This is a genomic window from Bradyrhizobium sp. WSM4873 (assembly GCF_055811355.1).
The window spans coordinates 43,953-62,229 of sequence record NZ_JBVVPS010000029.1; the positions used below are offsets into that span (position 1 = coordinate 43,953).

Consider the following 18,277-nt stretch of genomic DNA (forward strand, 5'->3'; position numbering starts at 1 on the left):
GAGGGGCCATCTCCATATTGCGTTGCGCATTAGTCCCAATGATGGCGGTGACCACGCTTGATCACGACGACCCGGTCGCGATGGTGCCAGCCGCGATGCCAGCCGTGATCGCGATGCATGCCGTATTCGGCGCGGGCGCCATACATGCCGTGATGATGACCTCCGCGCTTGATCACCACCGTCTCCGCGCTGGCGAGTGTCGGCAGTGCAACCGCGAGCGCGCCGACAGCGGCAAGCACATAACCAAACTTCTTCATGATGTCCTCCTCCAATGGAATGCAAATCTAAACGGCGCATTCGCGTGAACGTTCCGGAGGAATCGCAGGAGAATTCTGAACGCCTGTTCAGGTGGGTTAATCGCAGCGCTGTTGTGCGGGTGTTGGCGCGCCTGTCGCGACGTATTTGCCGTCCCTGATCGTGTACTCGCCGCGCTCACTGCGATTGTAGATTGCGCGCAAGCTGCCTTGCTTCGAGAGTAGCAGACCGAACTCGCGGGTCTGTTGCAGCACGGGGAAGTACACCATCACATTGAGCATGCCGTCGGCGTTGACCATCGCCGATACCACTTCGTTTTCGTCCTTGGCCTCGCCGAAATTGCGCCGGTACATCACCCTTCCGTCCTTCCGGATCTCGTAAGTCAAGAGCGCGCCCTTGTTGCGGTCGGGCCTTGCCGCGCAGTCGACCGCCCATGAGCCGAGCAGGCCCCATTGCTCGACGGTCGCCGCAAGCGACTCGGCACCGGCCGCAGGCGCGAACGCAACCCACAGCACTGCTGCCGCAATCCAGCGGCTCAAACAACGCCTCATGTCCTGAAAAGCCCCACCTCCGAATAATTCCGAAGTGTAGCATCCCGTGCGCGATCGTCCATGCTGACCGCCATTCGCGCGCGAATTTGATCCGCGTCAATGAGGCAGCCGGTTTCCCCGGTAGGATGGCGTTCCCGAAGGCGAAATTGGATAGACCGATGCTGAATCAAGTCATGGATTTCGCAGGCGAGGTGCTGCCGGGGAGCTGTGCCGTGCCGCCTTATTCCGAGAGCGCGTTTCTGGCCGAACTGGGCGACCGCTTGAAGTCCTCACGCATGCGCTGCGTCCTGTCGCGACGGGAGCTGGCCCGCCGCTCCGGGATTTCCGAGCGCTACATCGCCCAGATCGAGGCCGGCAAGGGCAACGTCTCGATCGTGCTGCTGCTGCGGCTGGCCTCCGCGATCCACGGCAGCCAGCCGCAAGTGGCCTGACGCTTGAGGTGAGCGCGATGGGGCAACTCGTCCTGGCAGCCAAGGTCACGCATGTCCCATCGCTGATGCTCTCGGAAAAGCCCGGCAGTCACTTGCGCTCGGCGCGCGAGGCGGCCGTGGACTCGTTGCGCGAGCTCGGTCGGCGGGCGAAAGCGCGCGGCGTCACCACTTTCGTGGTGTTCGACACCCACTGGCTCTCCAATTTCGGCTATCACATCAACGCCAACGCGCGGCATCGCGCCTCGTTCACCAGCCACGAGGCGCCGCATATGATTCAGGATCTGAGCTATGATCTGCCGGGCGACACGAGACTCGCCGAAGCAATCGCCGCCGAAGCCGGCGTTGCAGGGCTCGATGTCAACGCGCATCAGGTGCCGAGCCTCGGGCTTGAATATGGCACGATCGTGCCGATGCACTACATGAATTCGGACGGCTTCGCGCGGGTGGTTTCGATCGCCTCGCCGCTGTTCACGTCGTTCGAGGAAAGCCGGACCCTCGGCGAGGCGACGCGCCGTGCCATCGAAAACTCCGGCGAACGGGTTGCGATCCTGGCCAGCGGCTCGCTCTCACATCGGCTCTGGCCCAACAAGAAGTTAGGGCCGGAGGCGTGGACGAGCGTTGCCAGCGAGTTCAACCGCCAGGTCGACCTGCGCGTGCTCGAACTCTGGCAGAGCCGTCGCTACCGCGAATTCCTGGACATGCTTCCGGATTACGCGACCAAGTGCAACGGCGAGGGCGGTATGGCCGACACCATCATGCTGTTCGCCGCCCTTGGCTGGTACGAGTACGATGGCAGGGCCGAGCAGCTCTGCGAATACTTTCCGTCATCCGGCAGCGGCCAGGTCAACGTGGAGTTTCACGTCCCCACGTAAGGCGTCGCCCTCACACCCGCGCCTTCTCCACATTGGCGCTGCGGGCCGGCACGCCGAACTCCTTGCGGCAGATCTCGGCCAGTACGGCGACGCCCTCGCGGATCTGCTGATGCGAAGGGCTCGCAAAGCACAGCCGCAGCCGCGATCTGGAATGGTTCTTGTCAGTCGACCATTCCGGCCCCGGATTGATCGATACGCCGGCGGCAAGCGCGGCCTGATACAGCTTTAGCGTATCCACCTGATCGGGCAGCTTCACCCACAGGAAGATGCCGCCCTTGGGCTCCTCGAACTCGGCGGCCGTCCCGAACTGCTCGTTGACGGCCTCCATCAGGGTGTCGAGCTTGGTGCGCAGCGCCTTCGTCAGCGCCGGCACGTGGGTCGAGAAATGCGGCTTGCAATAGGCGGCGAGCACCATCTGCTCCAGCGCGCCGGAGCCCGCGTCCGTCTTCAGTGCCAGCATCCGCGACATCACATCCCAGGGCGCAACGATGAAGCCGACGCGCAGCGCGGGCGCGATCGACTTCGAGAACGAGCCGATATGGATCACGCCGCCGTTCGGGCTCATCGCATGGATCGCCGGCGGCCGCTGTCCTGACCAGACCAGATCGGCATAGCAATCGTCCTCGAAGATCGGCACGCCGTATTGTGCCGACAGCCGCACCAGCTCCGTGCGGCGGCTCTCCGGCATGATGCTGCCGGTCGGGTTCTGCACGGTCGGAATGGTGTAGATGTATTTCGGCCGGATGCCGCGGCCCTTGAGGTCGGCCAGCGTCGTGGCCAGCACGTCCATGCGCATGCCGTCCTTGTCGAGGGGAATGCCAACAACGTTGACCCCGAGCCGGGCCAAACGTGTCAGCGAGCCCTGATAGCTATCCTGCTCGAAGATCACGGTATCGCCGCGCGTCAGCAGCGTGGCGTTGACGAGGTCGAGTGCCTGCAGCGAGCCGGAGACGATCAGGAGATCGTCGACCGTGCAGTTGATGCCGGCATCGCGCTTGAGCTTCGTCACCAGGAATTCGCGCAAGGGCAGATAGCCCTGGGGACCATGTGCCAGCCCGTAAGTGGCGAGCGAGCGGCCTTCGCGTTGCAGAGCCAAATTGGCCGCCTCGATCAGCTGATCGAGCGGCAGTTGCTCGGAGTCGTTGTTGCCGCCGACAAAACTGTATTTGGCAAGGCCCGTCCAGCGCGCAGAGGGGGCCGGCAGCCCTGCGGGAAACAGGGGCGCAAAATCGAAGCTGGACGTCATGGGAGCGTTCCTCGTTCTATTCTTGTCAAGCTGCCGGCTTTGCGCCAGTCAGTCGTGCTTCTTGCTTATTTCCTGCCGACCGTCCGGGTCGGACGGCCCTGGCTGATGAAAGCGTAATGCGCATTGGCGACGCCGCCAACCATCAAGGCCTCGACAGCAGGCTCGGCGATCTCGCTTGTTGCGGCCCAATCGACGAGGAAATTGGCTCCCGTTCCGCCGCGTACGTCGTCGGTCGGAATGAAGATCGAGACGGTGGCGAGGGGCTTCAACGCGACGGGCGCCTTCAGATAGCTCTCGACCTGCTTGCCCGCGGTGTCGAAATAGGCGATGCGTTTGACCACCAGTGCTTGCGTCTCGGAGGCGTTGTGCACGCTCAGGGTCACCGAGAAGTCGACGCGCAGCTTGCCCTGGCTCATCGCGACGCTGGAATAGGCGGGCACGTAGAATCCGCCGGAAACGGCGAGTTCTTCTTTTGGCAGTGCGGTGAGGGAATCAGCAAAGCTTTGTTCGATATTGACCTTGGATTGAGCGGCTGCCGGTACGGAGGAGGCGAGGGGGCATAGCAGCATTGCAATGGCGAGCCCCATCCGCATGTGACGAATTGCTCGCTTGCCGCGCCGCACTCGATCACTAGGGTGCGGCAAAACGGACCAATCTGGCATGCACGAGCTCATTCGCGACATCACTCTCTGTATCCTGTTTGCCTGGATGCTGGGCCTGCTTGCCCACTTCTCCAGGCAGCCGCTGATCCTGGCCTATCTTATCGCCGGCTTCTGCATTGGTCCATTTGGCGCCGGCTGGGTCAAGTCGCAGGAATCGATCAGCGTCATCTCCGAGCTCGGCCTGATCTTCATGCTGTTCATGATCGGCCTGGAGATCGACCTGAAGAAGATCGTGCGGGCGGGAAAGGTCATCCTGTTCGCGGCAGGCGGCCAGCTCCTCGGCGGCTGCCTGCTCGGGGTGCTGTTCTTCGCCGGCATCGGCCTGTCGCTCGGGGGCGGGCAGTTCGACGCGGTTTATCTCTGCGTCGCTTGCGCGCTGTCGAGCACCGTCATCATCGTCAAGGTGCTCTACGAGAAGCGCGAGCTCGACACGCTGCCGGGCCGCATCACCCTCGGCGTGCTGGTGCTGCAGGACATCTTCGCCATCCTGTTTCTGGCGGTGCAGCCGAGCCTTGCCAATCTGGAAATCAGCGTCATCCTGCTCTCGATCGGGCGCGTCGCGGTGCTGGTCGCCGCCGCCCTGCTGGTGAGCCGCTACGTGCTACCGCGCCTCTTTCACCAGATCGCCCGCCGCCCCGAGCTGATCCTGCTCGGCGCGCTTGCCTGGTGCTTCCTGGTCGCCGAGACCGCCGAGCGGCTGTCGCTGTCGCGCGAGATGGGCGCCCTGATCGCGGGCGTCTCGCTCTCGACCTTTCCCTACGCGCTCGACGTCACGGCCAAGGTCACCACGCTTCGCGATTTCTTCATCACGCTGTTCTTCGTCGCGCTTGGCATGACCATTCCCGTGCCTGGCCTCTCCGTGATCGGGCTTGCCCTGATGATCGCGGCGTTCACGGTGGTGAGCCGCCTCGTCACCACCTTCGCCCCGCTCTATCTGATGAAGCAGGGGCTGCGCGCCAGCCTGTTGCCGGCCCTGAATCTCGCGCAGATCTCCGAGTTCTCGCTGGTGGTGATCCAGACCGGCGTCGCCGACCACCACATCGCAGCCGAGACGGCGAATGCGGCCTCGTTCGCTTTCGTGGTGCTGGCGGTGCTCTCGACTTTCGTGATGACCCGCAGCGACGAGATCACCCGCTGGGCGATCGGCCCCCTCAAGCGGATCGGCTTGCGCGATCTCGACCACGGCAATGGCCAGGGCGAGGAAGGGCACGAAGGCCACGGCGAGGCGCGCCGCATCGTCATCCTCGGCTTTTTCCGTGCGGCGAGCGCGCTGCTGGCTGAGATTGAACGGCAGGCACCGGTGCTGCTCGAGCAGATCACCGTGGTCGACTTCAACCCGAATGTGTACCAGACGCTGCTTTCGCGCGGCCTGCACGTGATCTATGGCGATATCAGCAGCGCCGACACGCTGCTCCATGCCGGCGTCGGCAAGTCCGAGATGATCATCCTCAGCGTACCGGATGCGCTTCTGAAGGGGGCCAGCAACGAGAAGCTGGTCCGCCACGTCCGCACCCTCAACCCGACCGCCATGATCGTTGCCACGGCCGATCTGTTGTCGGATGTGGACGAACTCTACGCGGCTGGCGCCAGCTATGTCACCGTGACCAGGCTCAGCGACGCCCATGAGCTGTTCACGGTGATCGAGGCCGCCCAAGCCGGCCTGTTGGCCGACAAGCGTGCCGAGCTCGATCAGCGGCTCGGCGAGCGGCGCGAGGTGCTGCCCTGACCGTGCCCGGCCGGCTTCTCACCGGCCTTTTCCGTGCCCATATCCCTGATCTGCCTGGTGCAAGCCGCCCATCGGGCAGGGCTGCGGTCCGGCATATGCGGTTGCGCCGGGGACACTAGCGCCCCGGCCCAAGTCCGGCTAAGCCTCCGGGCCATAACCGATAGAGATTGGGAAATGCCGGATAACGTCCAGGAAGTCTTGCAGGCCTTTGCCCGGGGTGAGCTCGTGGTCGTCACCGACGACGATGACCGCGAGGGCGAGGGCGATCTGATTGTCGCCGCCTCGTTCTGCACCGCCGAGAAGATGGCGTTCATCATCCGCCACACCTCCGGCATCGTTTGCGCGCCGATCACCACCGAAGATGCGCGCCGCCTGCGGCTCGATCCGATGGTGGCCCACAACGATTCCGCGCACACCACCGCATTCACGGTCTCGATCGACTACAAGCCCGACGGCGGTACCGGCATCTCGGCCGAGGAGCGCGCCTCGTGCTGCCGCGCGCTGTCCAATCCCAACGCCGGCGCCAACGACTTCGCCCGTCCCGGCCACATCTTCCCGCTGATCGCCAAGGACGGCGGCGTGCTGCTGCGCTCCGGCCATACCGAGGCCGCGGTCGATCTGTGCAAGCTCTCCGGCCTGCCACCGGTCGGCGTCATCAGCGAGTTGATGAACGACGACGGCAGCGTGATGAAGGGCGAGCAGGTCGCCCGCTTCGCCGCCCAGCACAAGCTCAAGCACGTCACCATCGCCGACATGATCGCCTACCGCCAGGTGCGCGAGAAGCTGATCGAGCGGGTCTCGACCTTCGTCACCGAGAGCCCGATCGGGCCGCTGCAGGGCTATGCCTACCGCTCGCCGTTCGATTCCATCGCCCACGTCGCCTTCGTCTATAACGGCGTCGGCGACGGCAAGAACGTGCTGACACGCTTCCACAAGCCGAACATCGTCAAGGACATCTTCACCGGCCACAAGCGCATGGCGGCGGTGCTCGAGCACTTCAAGACATCCGGCCGTGGAGTCCTGGTCTATCTGCGCGACGGTGCGGCCGGTGTCCCCGTGGCGCCGCTGCCCGATGAGAGCGCGACCGAGGCCGACCGCAACCGGCAGTGGCGCGAAGTCGGCGTCGGTGCACAGATCCTGCGCGATCTCGGCGTCACCTCGATCCGGCATCTCACCTCCTCGGTGCACGACTACAAGGGCCTTTCCGGCTTCGGCATCGAGATCGTCGCCAACGAGCTACTCGAAAGCTAGCGCTGTCATCCCGGGGTGCGCGAAGCGCATCCCCCGAGGCGCGCCTCGCAGGTCCCCGGGATTCACGCAGACCCGTACATCTGCAACGCAATTGCACTTGTTGCCGCGGCGCTTTACGTTGTCGGGCAAATTTTGACGGAACCAGACGAAAGGACGTTTCATGACCGCGCGCCCTCAGGCCAAGGACAAGCCGGCTTCGGCTTCTTTCCAGTGGGACGATCCGTTCCTGCTCGACGAGCAGCTCACCGAAGACGAGCGCATGGTGCGCGACACCGCGCGCGCCTACGCCCAGGACAAGCTGCTGCCGCGCGTCGCCAAGGCCTATCTCGAAGAGAAGACGGATCGGGAGATCTTCAACGAGATGGGCGAGCTCGGCCTGATCGGGATCACGTTGCCGGAGGAATATGGCTGCGCCAATGCAGGCTATGTCGCCTATGGTCTCGTCGCGCGCGAGATCGAGCGGGTCGATTCCGGCTACCGCTCGATGAACTCGGTGCAGTCCTCGCTGGTGATGTATCCGATCTACGCCTATGGCGACGAGAACCAGCGCAAGAAGTACCTGCCGAAGCTCGCCAGTGGCGAGTGGGTCGGCTGCTTCGGGCTGACCGAGCCTGACGCCGGCTCCGATCCGGCCGGCATGAAAACCCGCGCCGAGAAGGTGTCGGACGGCTATCGCCTGACCGGCAGCAAGATGTGGATATCGAACGCGCCGATCGCCGACGTGTTCGTGGTCTGGGCCAAGTCGGCCGCGCACGACAACCAGATCCGCGGCTTCGTGCTGGAGAAGGGCATGAAGGGCCTGTCGGCACCGAAGATCGGCGGCAAGCTGTCGCTTCGCGCCTCCATCACCGGCGAGGTCGTGATGGACGGCGTCGTGGTTCCGGAAGACGCGCTGCTGCCCAACGTCTCCGGCCTGAAGGGTCCGTTCGGCTGCCTCAACCGCGCCCGCTACGGCATTTCCTGGGGTGTGCTCGGCGCCGCCGAGGACTGCATGCACCGGGCCCGCCAGTACACGCTCGACCGCAAGCAGTTCGGCAAGCCGCTCGCTGCGACCCAGCTCGTGCAGAAGAAGCTCGCGGACATGCAGACCGAGATCGCGCTGGGTCTTCAGGGCTCGCTGCGCGTCGGCCGCCTGATGGATGAGGGCAAGTTCGCGCCCGAGATGATCTCGATCATGAAGCGCAACAATTGCGGCAAGGCCCTCGACATCGCCCGCGTCGCGCGCGACATGCACGGCGGCAACGGCATCTCGATCGAGTATCACGTGATGCGCCACGTCCATAACCTCGAGACCGTCAACACCTACGAGGGTACCCACGACGTCCACGCCCTGATCCTGGGCCGCGCGATCACGGGCATTCAGGCGTTTTTCTGAGCAAACCGCCTGAATGGGCGATGCGGCTGAACTCTCGAATTGCGTCATGGCCGGGCAGAAGCGCGAAGCGCGTCTTCGCGCTAGACGTCCCGGCCATCCACGTCTTAGACCACGCGAAGAACGTGGATGCCCGGCACAAGGCCGGGCATCCACGTCAGCAAGGTATGAGCAAGCCATGTCCGACAACGACGACGTCCCGTTCAACCGCGACTTTCCGCTGAAGCCCGGCATCGTCGAGGAGGTCCGCCCCGGCGTGCGGCGGGTGCTCTGTAACAATCCGAGCCCGTTCACCTTCACCGGCACGGTGAGCTACATCGTGGGCCGAGGCAACGTCGCGATCATCGATCCCGGTCCGGACGACGAGGCGCATGCGGCGGCGCTGCTCGATGCCGTCAGCGGCGAGACGGTGAGCCATATCTTCGTCACCCACACCCACCGTGACCATTCGCCGAACACCGCGCGGATCAAGCGGGCGACCGGCGCGCCAGTTTACGCCGAAGGCCCGCATCGCGCCTCGCGCCCGCGTTTCGAAAGCGAGAAGCACAACCCGGAATCCGGCGCTGACCGCGACTTCGCGCCCGATATCAGGATCGCCCATGGCGATGTGGTCGAAGGCGACGGTTGGCGGCTCGAGGCCGTGGCGACACCCGGCCATACCGCCAATCACCTCGCGTTTGCCTGGCCCGAGCGAAAATTCAACTTCGTCGGCGATCACGTGATGGGATGGTCGACCTCGATCGTGGCGCCGCCCGACGGCTCGATGATCGACTACATGGAATCGCTGGATCGTCTCGCCGCGCGCGAGGAGGATGTGTATTTCTCCGGCCACGGCCCCGAAATTCCGGACGGTCCGCGCTTCGTGCGCTTCCTGATCCGTCACCGCAAGGCGCGTGAAGCCTCCATCCTGCACCGCCTTGCCAAGGGCGAGACCGACATCCCGACCATGGTCCGGGCGATCTATATCGGCATCGATCCGAGGCTCACCACTGCGGCGGGCTACTCCGTGCTGGCCCATCTGGAAGACCTGGTCGCCCGCGGCGTAGTGGCGACGGACGGCGATCCCGTGATTGGCGGGACCTATCGGATGGCGAACTAGTCTCTCGTCATTCCGGGGCGCGCGTTAGCGCGAACCCGGAATCCATTTATCCGCGGATGCTGCGGCCCGATGGATTCCGGGCTCGCCGGTTCGCGCGCCCCGGAATGAAAGAACCCTATTTCTTCACCGTCTTCGCCGGCGCCTTCGGCGGCGCCACCGGCGTCTTCTTCACCGGCTTGAGTGCGTCGGCATCGGCGGCGGTGTTGAGATCGTCGATGAATTTTTTCACCCGCGCGGCGTTGCTGCCGAGATCGCTCTCGAAATAGCGCGAGGCGGAGCGGATATCGACGCGGGAATCCTCGCCGTCGGGCACGACCCGGATCGCGATGTCCTCGCGGAAACCCATGATCGGCGAGCGCGCCACCGCCTCGATGCGGCCGATGCGGCGCGGCGGCTGCGGCGCGCGCTCGTCAATCACAAGCCATTTCCGCTTGTTGACCAGCTGAAGCGCGATCGCATAGGCGCGGTCGACCGAAATCTCGAGCTCGATCGGTTCGATATCGGGATAGAATTGACGCTGCTGCTCGGCCGAGTAGAGGCCGGCATACACCGCGGTATTGGCGCCATCGCCGGTGCGCAGGCGGGCCAGTGCGTCGAAGCGCGGCGGGTCGATCGGGTCGGTGGTGATGTCGTGGATTGCCGGCAGCTTGCGGTATTGCAGGCCGAGATAAGCAGGATAGGCGAGGATCGCGCCGTCGATCAGGAAGGCAAGCAGGATGCGCGCCATGCCGCGCGAGCCGTTCTGCCAGATCGCGGCAAAGCCGGCGAGCCCGAACAGGATCGAGAGCGCGGCGATCCCGAGCCCGCCGAAGAAGGTCGCGAGCGCCGGCTTCATCTCCAGGAAGCCGAACCGGACGATGATGATCGAGACCACCACCGCCACCACAGCGAACACGGCCAGATTGCGCGCCCAGCTCGCGAGGCTGGACACGGGCTCCGACTGATAGGGAGCGGAAAACCTGCGGGCCATCGGGTGAGCTCTGCCGGGGTCTTGAGGGCGATGCCGGCCGATCAGGCACGACGATGGGCCGTTGAGACCACGGCCCCGAGGCAAATTCAAGGGTTCCCGGGATGTTACGGCCTGTCATTCCGGGTTCGAGGCCGTTGGCATCGCCCGGAATGACGGTGTTTGGTTTGGCCGCCTACGCCGCCGCGTTCGGGAAGCGGTATTCCTTGAACTGGTCGCGCAGCGCAGTCTTCAGGATCTTGCCCGTTGCCGTATGCGGGATGCCCTCGACGAAGGCAACGTCGTCGGGCATCCACCATTTGGCGATCTTGCCGTCCATGAACTTCAGGATGTCCTCGCGGCTGGCCTGCTGGCCCTGCTTCAGCTGCACGATCAGCAGCGGACGCTCGTCCCATTTGGGATGGAACACCCCGATCACGGCGGCTTCCGCCACAGCGGGATGGCCGACCGCGAGGTTCTCCAGGTCAATCGAGGAGATCCATTCGCCCCCGGACTTGATCACGTCCTTGGAGCGGTCGGTGATCCGCATGTAGCCGGCTTCGTCGATGGTCGCGACGTCGCCGGTGTCGAAGAAGCCGTCCTCGTCGAGAATGTCAGTGTCGACCCGGTAATAGGCCTTGGCGACCGCCGGGCCGGCGACCTTGAGGCGGCCGAAGGTCGTGCCGTCCCACGGCAGTTCCTTGCCCGCGTCGTCGGTGATCTTCATCTCGACGGCGAACGGCGCGTAGCCCTGCATCTGGAGCACGTCTAGCCGCGCCTCGCCGGTCGCATTCTGGAACGGCGGCTTCAGCGCCGCGACGCTGCCGATCGGGCTCATCTCGGTCATGCCCCAGGCGTGGCGGACGTTCGAGCCCATGTCGAGGAAGGCCTTGATCATCGAGCGCGGCATCGCCGAGCCGCCGCAGATCACCATCTTCAGATCCGGCAGCTTCAGATTGTTGGCGGTCATGTGCTGGAGCAGCATCAGCCACACCGTGGGCACGCCGGCGGTGTGCGTCACCCTCTCGGTCGAGAGCAGCTCATAGACCGAGGCGCCGTCGAGCTTGGCGCCGGGCATCACGAGCTTGGTGCCCTGCGAGGGCGCGGAGAAGGCGATCCCCCAGCTGTTGGCGTGGAAGAGCGGCACAACGGGGAGCATGGTCTCGGAGGCGCTGGTGCCGAGCGCGTCGACATTGTTGGCCATCAGCGCGTGCAGCACGTTGGAGCGATGCGAATACAGCACGCCTTTGGGGTCGCCGGTGGTGCCTGACGTGTAGCACATCGCGGCCGCCGTGTTCTCGTCAAAGTCCTTCCATTTAAACTTGCCGTCGGCCTCCGCAATCCAGTCCTCGTAGGCGACCACGTTCTTCAGCGTCGTCTGCGGCATGTGCGCCTTGTCGGTGAGCACGACGTAGCGTTCCACGCTTGTCAGCTTGTCGGCGATCTTCTCCAGGACCGGAATGAACGTGATGTCGGTCATCACGATGCGGTCCTGCGCATGGTTGATGATCCAGGCGATCTGCTCGGGGAAAAGGCGGGGATTGACGGTATGGCAGATGGCGCCGATCCCCATGATGCCGTACCAGACCTCAAGATGGCGCCAGGTGTTCCAGGCGATCGTTGCGACACGGTCGCCGAGCTTGATGCCGTCGCGCTCCAGCATCTGCGAGACCTTGAGGGCGCGCTTGTGGATATCGGCATAGGTGGTGCGATGGATCGGTCCCTCGACCGAGCGCGTCACGACCTCCTGCTTGCCATGAATCTTGGCGGCGTGTTCGATGATCCTGTGGCAGAGCAGGGGCCAGTCTTGCATCAAACCAAGCATTCCGTCGTTCCTCCGAGAAGCCGCTGGGCGGATTGTCGCTCTCAGCGTTGGGCCAAAGAATTGTCATGAGTTTTAGCCTGCCCGCCTTTCGCCGCAAATGGTCTTGTCGCGGCTATATGTCCGTCGGCGCGGCCATGGTTACCGTCGCGCTCGGGCTCGCGGACCGGGCAGAGGCGCGCAGATATGGGTCCCCGCTGGATATCTTTGGTATTGCTGCACCACGGCCGCGCGCGACGGTTCATTCTGCCAACTTCTCCGGCAAGATCCCGCTCCCAAGGCCTCGCCCTGAGGAGGCCCCCAAGGGATCGGCCAAGGCATCGGAGGAGGCTCCTGCGGAGACCGACGGCAAGCCTTCCACGGAAAGGCCTTCCGCAGACAAACCTGGCGCCACCAAGCCCGCCGAGGCGGCGCCGCCGCCCGAGAAACAGGCCTCGGCGTGCCGCCTCGCGCTGACCGAGGAGATCGCTATCGCGCCCTCGATCCCGGATATCCGCGGCCCTGGCGCTTGCGGCGGCGAGGATCTGGTGCGGCTCGAAGCTATCGTGCTGCCGGACAAGCGCAAGGTGGCGGTCAAGCCGGCGGCGATCCTCCGCTGCACCATGGCGTCCGCGATCGCCGATTGGGTGCGCAAGGACGTCGTGCCGCTGGCCGCGAGCCTCGGCTCGACCATCAGCGATCTCGACAATTTCGACAGCTTCGAGTGCCGCGGCCGCAACCGCGTTGTCGGCGCCTTGCTGTCCGAGCACGGCAAGGCCAACGCGATCGATGTGCGCGCCATCAAGCTCGCTAACGGGCAGTCGATCGGCCTGACCGATCGCACCATGTCGCGCGAGTTGCGCGAGCGCGTGCTGCATTCGGTCTGCTCGCGCTTTTCGACCGTGCTCGGTCCCGGCTCGGATTGGTACCACGAGGACCATATCCATCTCGATCTCGCGCAGCGGCGCAACGACTACCGGATCTGCCAGTGGAACCTCTGGGATCCCCTGCCGCAAATTGCCCCGCTGCTGCCGGCCGAACGGCCCGAGGAGGCGCCGCCACGTGAGGTCGCGGCCAAACCCGAAGCCAAGCCCGAGACGAAGCAAGGCGTTGATGACGAGGCGGCGGAGACATCTCCCGCGCCTGCGGACAAATCGGAGGCCGAGGGCAACAAAACCCGGCCGCACAAGCCGGCAACAAAAAAGCGCCGGTAAAACCGGCGCTTTTGAATCTCATAGAGATCAGGACGGGATCAGTAGCTGCCCGCCTGGCCAGTTCCGCCGCCGCCGAGCGCGAGGCGCGAATTGTAGGGCGAATCGCCGTGCTTCGGTTCGAGCACCACGACGATGGTGCCGACCTTGACGCGGCCATAGAGGTCGATCGCGTCCTCGTTGGTCAGGCGGATGCAGCCCGAGGAGATCGAGGCGCCGATATATTCCGGCTGATTTGTGCCGTGAATGCGGAACAATGTGTCCTTGCCGCCCGAATACAGATACATCGCCCGCGAACCCATCGGATTGTCCGGACCGGGGGCGACGAAGGTGGGCACGCCCAGGCGCGAAATTTCGCCGGGGGTCGGGTGCCAGGCCGGCCATTCGGTCATGCTGCCAACCTTGGCAATGCCGGACCAGGCCATGGCTTCTTCACCGACGGTGATGCCGTAGCGGATCGCCTTGCCGCCATCCAGGACGTAGTAGAGGTAATGGTTGTCGGAATCGACCACGATCGAGCCCGGCGATTCCTTGCGGTGGTACTCGACGATGGCGCGGCGGAACGGCTCTGCGACCGGGGTGTTCTCGTACCGAACCTTGGCAAGGAGTTCCTTGTCCTTCGGCTTGAAGGCCTTGGTGTCGGTCGCTTCAAAATGCGTGGCCTGCATGCAGCCCGACAGCATCAGGCCAGCGGCCAAAATACCCAGCGTAACTTTCAGCAACGACATGATTTGGTTCCAATCGACAATAACAAGCTTTCGTGGGGCTTGAGCAGGCCCAATTCCACGATTCCGTTGGCCCTATTATCGTTGAAATCTGCCACAATTCCAGCCTTACGAAGCTTCTCCCGCGCTGCAAGACCTTACCTGTGGCTTTTCTGCCGCAAGTTTTGCGGGCAGAGTCGGTTTCTGGGCAAAACGGTCGCATGTGTCGATTCTGTGCCACAGTTGGGCCACGGCGTCGCCACAAATGCAAACGCTCCGTTAATGTGCTTGTCATCATCAACTTGTCAGAATCGCGCTAAGGGCTGTCAGTCTGTCGCAGGCCCCTGCTGGAGTTGTGCATGTTTTCTGTGTTCGTTCCCTCCGAGTCATCCCTCAAGAAGGCCATCGTCGAGGATCTCGCGGCAGTCCCGGAGCATGCGGTCTGGATCGACCTGGTCAACCCGACCGCGGCCGAGGACAAAGCCGTCGAGAAGCTGTCGGGGATCGCAATCCCGACCCGGGAGGACATGCAGGAAATCGAGATCTCCAGCCGCCTCTATATGGAGAACGGCGCGCGCTACATGACCGCGACGCTGATGTGCCACTCCGATACCGATATGCCCCGGACCACGGCGGTGACCTTTATTCTCGGTGACCACCGCCTGGTAACGGTGCGCTATGACCAGCCCAAGCCCTTTGCGCTGGTCGAGGCCAAGCTGGCCCGGTCCTGCGCGCCGGCCATTACCGGCGAGATGGTGCTGATGGAACTGCTCGATGCCGTGATCGACCGCTGCGCCGACATCCTGGAGCGCTGCGGCGCCGAGATCGACCAGGTCTCGCATGACATCTTCGAGCCGGAGAGCGAGCGCCACGGTCACGCCAAGCAATATTCGCAAATCCTGATCTCGATCGGCCGCAAGGGCGACCTGACCTCCAAGGTTCGCGAGAGCCTGGTCTCGATCGGCCGCGTCGTCGCCTTCCTCTCGGCGGTGGTGGAGGGCGTGAAATGGTCGAAGGACATGCGCGAGCAGCTCAAGACCATGCAGCGCGACGTCGTCTCGCTGACCGATCACGCCTCCTACCTCTCCAGCAAGATCACCTTCGTGCTCGACGCAATGCTCGGGGTCGTCAATCTCGAGCAGAACAACATCATCAAGCTGTTTTCGGTCATGGCGGTTGTCCTGATGCCGCCGACGCTGATCGCCTCGATCTACGGCATGAATTTCAAGTCGATGCCGGAACTCGAATGGGCGCACGGTTATCCGTTCGCGCTGGTGCTGATGCTGATCGCGGCGATCGTTCCGTACTGGATCTTCAAGTGGAAGAAGTGGCTGTAATAGCTACCGAGACCTTACGCGGGAAGCAGAGACACGGTGTCTGGTGTCGCAGAATAGAGCGGGATTGCGGCCGCACGGGGATGTGTGCTCGCCGCCCCAATTCCTCCGGTAAAATTTGAGCGGTGGGCTGAACGTTTGCGCGAAACTTGTCTGCGATAAGGAGCAGGTAAGCCGCGAGGAACAGCCATGGTTGAAAAACACATAACGACGCCCCCCAACGTCATCGATCTGGCGAGCTATCGCCACATCGTGACGAGCGGCAAGGCGTCGTCGATGTCGGCACGCATGTGCCGGCACTGTGGTGCTCCGCTGCTCGACGGCGAGAACGACGACGATTGCTCGACTGCAATCAGCACGGCCGCTCCGCAGCCACGCGAGAGGTCACGTCGGATTCGACTCGATTGAGGAACGGAAGCCAAGGGCGATCCAGGTCTTGCGGCGGCGTTGTCTGGATCGCCTTGCTCCCGTTACCGTAGCTCTTCCCTACCATTGGATCGTAGCATCTGACGGGAAGGTGGCGGCCCCTGCCAGCCCTCCTTATCTCTATTGGCGTTCGCGGCGGAGCCGATTAGGCTCACGCCCGGTGACGTCGGAGACGCCCATGGGTGTTGGAATCAAAGAACCCACCAGGGCCGGGCGCATGTCCGGCGAGCGCTTCCGTGTGTTCCAGGAAGGTCGGCCGGACCATGAGCGCTGGGAGCTTGTCGGAGGTGTCCCGATGATGATGACGCCGCCAACGATTGCGCATAACCGCATCGCGGGGAATCTTGAGCGTCTGCTCAACGACGCGCTCGCGGGTCACGATCAGAGTCGCATCGCAATGCGGCGTCCCGGCATCGAACTTGGGTCGGGCGAATTCCGCCCCGAGCCGGATGTTGCCGTCATCGATGCGGAGTACGAGCCGGACCAGAGGTTCGTCGAGCGAGCCTATCTGCTGGCAGAGATCGTCTCCGCCAGTGACGACACGCGGGTGCCCGCCACCGAAAAAAGGTGGATCGACGTCAAACGAACCATCTACCTCGCGCACGCGGCCTGCGAAGCGGTGCTCATCATCGAGCAGGACCGGATGGAGGTCCGTCTCGACGCGAGAACGCCGAGTGGCGGGAGCTCGCAAACACTCGGCGGGTCCGAGGAATTGAAGCTGCCCGCATTCGGAGTGCAATGCGCCGTTGCTGATCTCTATCAGGGGACACCGTTACAGCCGCGGCGTGGCCGAAAGCGCCCCGCTTGAAGGGCTCTCAGACTCTCCGTCTTTGTACGATGACGAGAGCTTACACGTGCTGGCCGCCGTTGATGTGGATCTCGGCGCCGTTGACGTAAGACGAGGTGTCCGTGCACAGCACATATATGATCTTGGCGACCTCGTCGGGCGTGCCGAGCCGGTGCATCGGGATCTGCTGGTCGACGATCTTCTCGGTGCCCGGCGACAGGATCGAGGTGTCGATCTCGCCCGGCGCAATCGCGTTGACGCGCACGCCGACGCGGCCAAAATCGGACGCCATCTCGCGCGTCAGGGATGCGAGTGCGGCCTTCGAGGTGGCGTAGGCCGCGCCTGCGAAGGGATGCACGCGCGAGCCCGCGATCGAGGTGACGTTCACGACAGAGCCCTTGGCCGTCTTCAGTTCCTCGATCAGCCCGCGCGCCATCATGATCGGCGCGAAGAAATTGACGTTGAACACGTGCGTCCAGGTGTCGAGGTCGGTGTCGATCGAGCCGAGCCTGGAGCCGCCGGCGCCCTTCGGCGAGATTGCGGCGTTGTTGACCAGCGCGTGCAGCATCCCGCCTTCGAGACGGTCGCGGATGTCGGAGATCGCGCGCGTGGTATCGGCGGGGGTGGCGAGGTCGACCTGGATATGGTCCTCAGGGCCCGCGTCCCAAGGACAATCCTCCGGGAACGGATGCCGCGAGCAGGTGATGACGCGCCAGCCGGCCGAGGAGAAACGGATCACGGTGGCATGGCCGATGCCGCGGCTCGCTCCGGTCAGGAGCAGCGTACGGCGCGGCGCATTGGACGACTGCGGCATGGACATCTTTCAGGTTGGAGCATGATCCGGACCCGGAGGGCCGCGTTAGCGCAAAGCGTGCGGCGGCTTTCCGAAAGGATCATGCTCGAACAAAATACTAGGGATACATCCGCGTCTTGGACCATTTCTGGCCGGCCGCGTCACGGCGAAATTCGATGCGGTCGTGCAGACGGAATGGGCGGTCATGCCAGAACTCGATACGCGACGGCGTGATACGCCAGCCGCTCCAGCCCGGCGGCCGCGGCACCTCGCCGATCATGTGCTTGGCGGCGACCTTGGCGATCGCCTGCTCGAAGGCGAAGCGGCTCTCCAGCTCCTGCGACTGCTTGCTCGCCCAGGCGCCGATCTGCGCCTGCTTCGGGCGGGTCGCGAAATAGGCGTCGGCCTCAGCCTCGGTCACCGGCGTCACGTTGCCGCGGATGCGGACCTGACGGCGCAGCGACTTCCAGTGAAAAAGTAACGCCGCCTTAGGATTTGCGGCGAGTTCGCGGCCCTTCTGGCTGGCGATGTGGCTGTAGAAGACGAAACCATCAGTATCGAAGCCCTTCATCAGCACCATGCGCACGTCCGGCAGGCCATCGGGATCGACAGTTGCGAGCGCCATGGCGTTCGGATCGTTCGGCTCGCTCTTGATGGCTTCGTTCAGCCAGGCCTCGAACAGCGCAAACGGCTCGTCGGCGGCGGTGAAATCACCGGATGTTAAGGGTGTCTGGTGTTTCATCGAGGTCGTGTCGGTCATGTCTGGGGTCCGAGTTGCGTCCTGCGGTCCAAAACGCGTCGTTGTCTGCT

19 protein-coding genes are annotated in these 18,277 nt (G+C 64.0%); 10 read left to right on the forward strand and 9 right to left on the reverse strand.

The features are described from left to right. Nucleotides 1–29 precede the first annotated feature (29 nt). Complete coding sequence (locus AC0L21_RS29570; RefSeq protein ID WP_007607347.1) at nt 30–257, reverse strand: hypothetical protein; 228 nt, start codon at nt 255–257, stop codon at nt 30–32. A 96-nt stretch (nt 258–353) separates the two neighbouring features. Next, nucleotides 354–806 carry a hypothetical protein gene (locus AC0L21_RS29575; RefSeq protein ID WP_473265162.1) on the reverse strand — a complete coding sequence of 151 codons (453 nt, stop codon included), beginning with the start codon at nt 804–806 and terminating at the stop codon, nt 354–356. Between the two features lie 158 nt (nt 807–964). Between AC0L21_RS29575 and AC0L21_RS29580 the strand changes: the two genes are divergently transcribed. Together AC0L21_RS29580 and hpaD are read left to right on the forward strand one after the other, a co-directional pair. Next, the gene (locus AC0L21_RS29580; RefSeq protein ID WP_473265163.1) at nt 965–1,237 is read left to right on the forward strand and encodes a helix-turn-helix domain-containing protein; all 273 of its coding nucleotides are present in this window, start codon (nt 965–967) and stop codon (nt 1,235–1,237) included. A gap of 17 nt (nt 1,238–1,254) precedes the next feature. After that, on the forward strand, nt 1,255–2,109 hold the full coding sequence (gene hpaD, locus AC0L21_RS29585) for a 3,4-dihydroxyphenylacetate 2,3-dioxygenase (RefSeq protein WP_473265164.1): 855 nt from the start codon (nt 1,255–1,257) through the stop codon (nt 2,107–2,109). Nucleotides 2,110–2,119: 10 nt separating this feature from the next. Here hpaD and AC0L21_RS29590 read toward each other — a convergent pair whose 3' ends face one another. Beyond that, nucleotides 2,120–3,355, reverse strand: a complete 1,236-nt coding sequence (locus AC0L21_RS29590) for an aminotransferase-like domain-containing protein (RefSeq protein WP_473265165.1) — start codon at nt 3,353–3,355, stop codon at nt 2,120–2,122. Between the two features lie 65 nt (nt 3,356–3,420). Beyond that, nucleotides 3,421–3,948: a DUF3124 domain-containing protein gene (locus AC0L21_RS29595; RefSeq protein WP_473265166.1), complete on the reverse strand. Its 528-nt coding sequence runs from the start codon at nt 3,946–3,948 to the stop codon at nt 3,421–3,423. A gap of 67 nt (nt 3,949–4,015) precedes the next feature. Here AC0L21_RS29595 and AC0L21_RS29600 point away from each other — a divergent pair, with 67 nt between their 5' ends. The 4 genes from AC0L21_RS29600 (at nt 4,016) to AC0L21_RS29615 (ending at nt 9,465) form a co-directional block, all read left to right on the forward strand. Then, entirely contained in the window at nt 4,016–5,743 is a 1,728-nt protein-coding gene (locus AC0L21_RS29600; protein WP_473265167.1) for a cation:proton antiporter domain-containing protein, read from the forward strand. Nucleotides 5,744–5,917: 174 nt separating this feature from the next. Further along, complete coding sequence (ribB, locus tag AC0L21_RS29605) at nt 5,918–6,994, forward strand: 3,4-dihydroxy-2-butanone-4-phosphate synthase (RefSeq protein WP_027568700.1); 1,077 nt, start codon at nt 5,918–5,920, stop codon at nt 6,992–6,994. Between the two features lie 160 nt (nt 6,995–7,154). Next, complete coding sequence (locus tag AC0L21_RS29610) at nt 7,155–8,369, forward strand: acyl-CoA dehydrogenase (protein WP_007594720.1); 1,215 nt, start codon at nt 7,155–7,157, stop codon at nt 8,367–8,369. Nucleotides 8,370–8,544: 175 nt separating this feature from the next. Next, on the forward strand, nt 8,545–9,465 hold the full coding sequence (locus tag AC0L21_RS29615) for an MBL fold metallo-hydrolase (protein ID WP_007594719.1): 921 nt from the start codon (nt 8,545–8,547) through the stop codon (nt 9,463–9,465). 115 nt (nt 9,466–9,580) lie between these two features. Here the strand turns inward: AC0L21_RS29615 and AC0L21_RS29620 are convergent, their stop codons facing one another. Together AC0L21_RS29620 and AC0L21_RS29625 are read right to left on the reverse strand one after the other, a co-directional pair. Continuing rightward, a complete protein-coding gene (locus AC0L21_RS29620) occupies nt 9,581–10,435 on the reverse strand; it encodes a DUF1499 domain-containing protein (protein ID WP_007594716.1) in 855 nt (284 codons plus the stop codon). Between the two features lie 172 nt (nt 10,436–10,607). After that, nucleotides 10,608–12,236, reverse strand: a complete 1,629-nt coding sequence (locus AC0L21_RS29625) for a fatty-acid--CoA ligase (RefSeq protein ID WP_473265168.1) — start codon at nt 12,234–12,236, stop codon at nt 10,608–10,610. A 65-nt stretch (nt 12,237–12,301) separates the two neighbouring features. Between AC0L21_RS29625 and AC0L21_RS29630 the strand changes: the two genes are divergently transcribed. Beyond that, nucleotides 12,302–13,426, forward strand: a complete 1,125-nt coding sequence (locus AC0L21_RS29630; protein ID WP_473265169.1) for an extensin family protein — start codon at nt 12,302–12,304, stop codon at nt 13,424–13,426. A gap of 38 nt (nt 13,427–13,464) precedes the next feature. Here the strand turns inward: AC0L21_RS29630 and AC0L21_RS29635 are convergent, their stop codons facing one another. Then, nucleotides 13,465–14,151 carry a L,D-transpeptidase gene (locus AC0L21_RS29635; protein WP_007594711.1) on the reverse strand — a complete coding sequence of 229 codons (687 nt, stop codon included), beginning with the start codon at nt 14,149–14,151 and terminating at the stop codon, nt 13,465–13,467. Nucleotides 14,152–14,486: 335 nt separating this feature from the next. On the opposite strand from AC0L21_RS29635, the gene AC0L21_RS29640 reads away from it, so the two are divergent. The 3 genes from AC0L21_RS29640 (at nt 14,487) to AC0L21_RS29650 (ending at nt 16,695) form a co-directional block, all read left to right on the forward strand. Further along, nucleotides 14,487–15,464: a magnesium transporter CorA family protein gene (locus AC0L21_RS29640; RefSeq protein WP_473265170.1), complete on the forward strand. Its 978-nt coding sequence runs from the start codon at nt 14,487–14,489 to the stop codon at nt 15,462–15,464. Nucleotides 15,465–15,650: 186 nt separating this feature from the next. Then, the gene (locus AC0L21_RS29645) at nt 15,651–15,869 is read left to right on the forward strand and encodes a hypothetical protein (protein ID WP_473265171.1); all 219 of its coding nucleotides are present in this window, start codon (nt 15,651–15,653) and stop codon (nt 15,867–15,869) included. Nucleotides 15,870–16,065: 196 nt separating this feature from the next. Then, entirely contained in the window at nt 16,066–16,695 is a 630-nt protein-coding gene (locus tag AC0L21_RS29650; RefSeq protein WP_473265172.1) for a Uma2 family endonuclease, read from the forward strand. Between the two features lie 40 nt (nt 16,696–16,735). Here AC0L21_RS29650 and AC0L21_RS29655 read toward each other — a convergent pair whose 3' ends face one another. Both AC0L21_RS29655 and pdxH read right to left on the reverse strand, forming a co-directional pair. Next, complete coding sequence (locus AC0L21_RS29655; protein ID WP_473265173.1) at nt 16,736–17,488, reverse strand: SDR family NAD(P)-dependent oxidoreductase; 753 nt, start codon at nt 17,486–17,488, stop codon at nt 16,736–16,738. A gap of 97 nt (nt 17,489–17,585) precedes the next feature. After that, nucleotides 17,586–18,227 carry a pyridoxamine 5'-phosphate oxidase gene (pdxH, locus tag AC0L21_RS29660; RefSeq protein WP_247391556.1) on the reverse strand — a complete coding sequence of 214 codons (642 nt, stop codon included), beginning with the start codon at nt 18,225–18,227 and terminating at the stop codon, nt 17,586–17,588. Between the last annotated feature and the right edge of the window lie 50 nt (nt 18,228–18,277).

What these genes read in the sequence shown, in the direction of transcription:
- AC0L21_RS29570 (WP_007607347.1), bottom strand. Translation starts at nt 257, where the DNA reads ATGAAGAAGTTTGGTTATGTGCTTGCCGCTGTCGGCGCGCTCGCGGTT.
- AC0L21_RS29575 (WP_473265162.1), bottom strand. Translation starts at nt 806, where the DNA reads ATGAGGCGTTGTTTGAGCCGCTGGATTGCGGCAGCAGTGCTGTGGGTT.
- AC0L21_RS29580 (WP_473265163.1), top strand. Translation starts at nt 965, where the DNA reads ATGCTGAATCAAGTCATGGATTTCGCAGGCGAGGTGCTGCCGGGGAGC.
- hpaD (WP_473265164.1), top strand. Translation starts at nt 1,255, where the DNA reads ATGGGGCAACTCGTCCTGGCAGCCAAGGTCACGCATGTCCCATCGCTG.
- AC0L21_RS29590 (WP_473265165.1), bottom strand. Translation starts at nt 3,355, where the DNA reads ATGACGTCCAGCTTCGATTTTGCGCCCCTGTTTCCCGCAGGGCTGCCG.
- AC0L21_RS29595 (WP_473265166.1), bottom strand. Translation starts at nt 3,948, where the DNA reads ATGCGGATGGGGCTCGCCATTGCAATGCTGCTATGCCCCCTCGCCTCC.
- AC0L21_RS29600 (WP_473265167.1), top strand. Translation starts at nt 4,016, where the DNA reads ATGCACGAGCTCATTCGCGACATCACTCTCTGTATCCTGTTTGCCTGG.
- ribB (WP_027568700.1), top strand. Translation starts at nt 5,918, where the DNA reads ATGCCGGATAACGTCCAGGAAGTCTTGCAGGCCTTTGCCCGGGGTGAG.
- AC0L21_RS29610 (WP_007594720.1), top strand. Translation starts at nt 7,155, where the DNA reads ATGACCGCGCGCCCTCAGGCCAAGGACAAGCCGGCTTCGGCTTCTTTC.
- AC0L21_RS29615 (WP_007594719.1), top strand. Translation starts at nt 8,545, where the DNA reads ATGTCCGACAACGACGACGTCCCGTTCAACCGCGACTTTCCGCTGAAG.
- AC0L21_RS29620 (WP_007594716.1), bottom strand. Translation starts at nt 10,435, where the DNA reads ATGGCCCGCAGGTTTTCCGCTCCCTATCAGTCGGAGCCCGTGTCCAGC.
- AC0L21_RS29625 (WP_473265168.1), bottom strand. Translation starts at nt 12,236, where the DNA reads ATGCTTGGTTTGATGCAAGACTGGCCCCTGCTCTGCCACAGGATCATC.
- AC0L21_RS29630 (WP_473265169.1), top strand. Translation starts at nt 12,302, where the DNA reads ATGAGTTTTAGCCTGCCCGCCTTTCGCCGCAAATGGTCTTGTCGCGGC.
- AC0L21_RS29635 (WP_007594711.1), bottom strand. Translation starts at nt 14,151, where the DNA reads ATGTCGTTGCTGAAAGTTACGCTGGGTATTTTGGCCGCTGGCCTGATG.
- AC0L21_RS29640 (WP_473265170.1), top strand. Translation starts at nt 14,487, where the DNA reads ATGTTTTCTGTGTTCGTTCCCTCCGAGTCATCCCTCAAGAAGGCCATC.
- AC0L21_RS29645 (WP_473265171.1), top strand. Translation starts at nt 15,651, where the DNA reads ATGGTTGAAAAACACATAACGACGCCCCCCAACGTCATCGATCTGGCG.
- AC0L21_RS29650 (WP_473265172.1), top strand. Translation starts at nt 16,066, where the DNA reads ATGGGTGTTGGAATCAAAGAACCCACCAGGGCCGGGCGCATGTCCGGC.
- AC0L21_RS29655 (WP_473265173.1), bottom strand. Translation starts at nt 17,488, where the DNA reads ATGCCGCAGTCGTCCAATGCGCCGCGCCGTACGCTGCTCCTGACCGGA.
- pdxH (WP_247391556.1), bottom strand. Translation starts at nt 18,227, where the DNA reads ATGACCGACACGACCTCGATGAAACACCAGACACCCTTAACATCCGGT.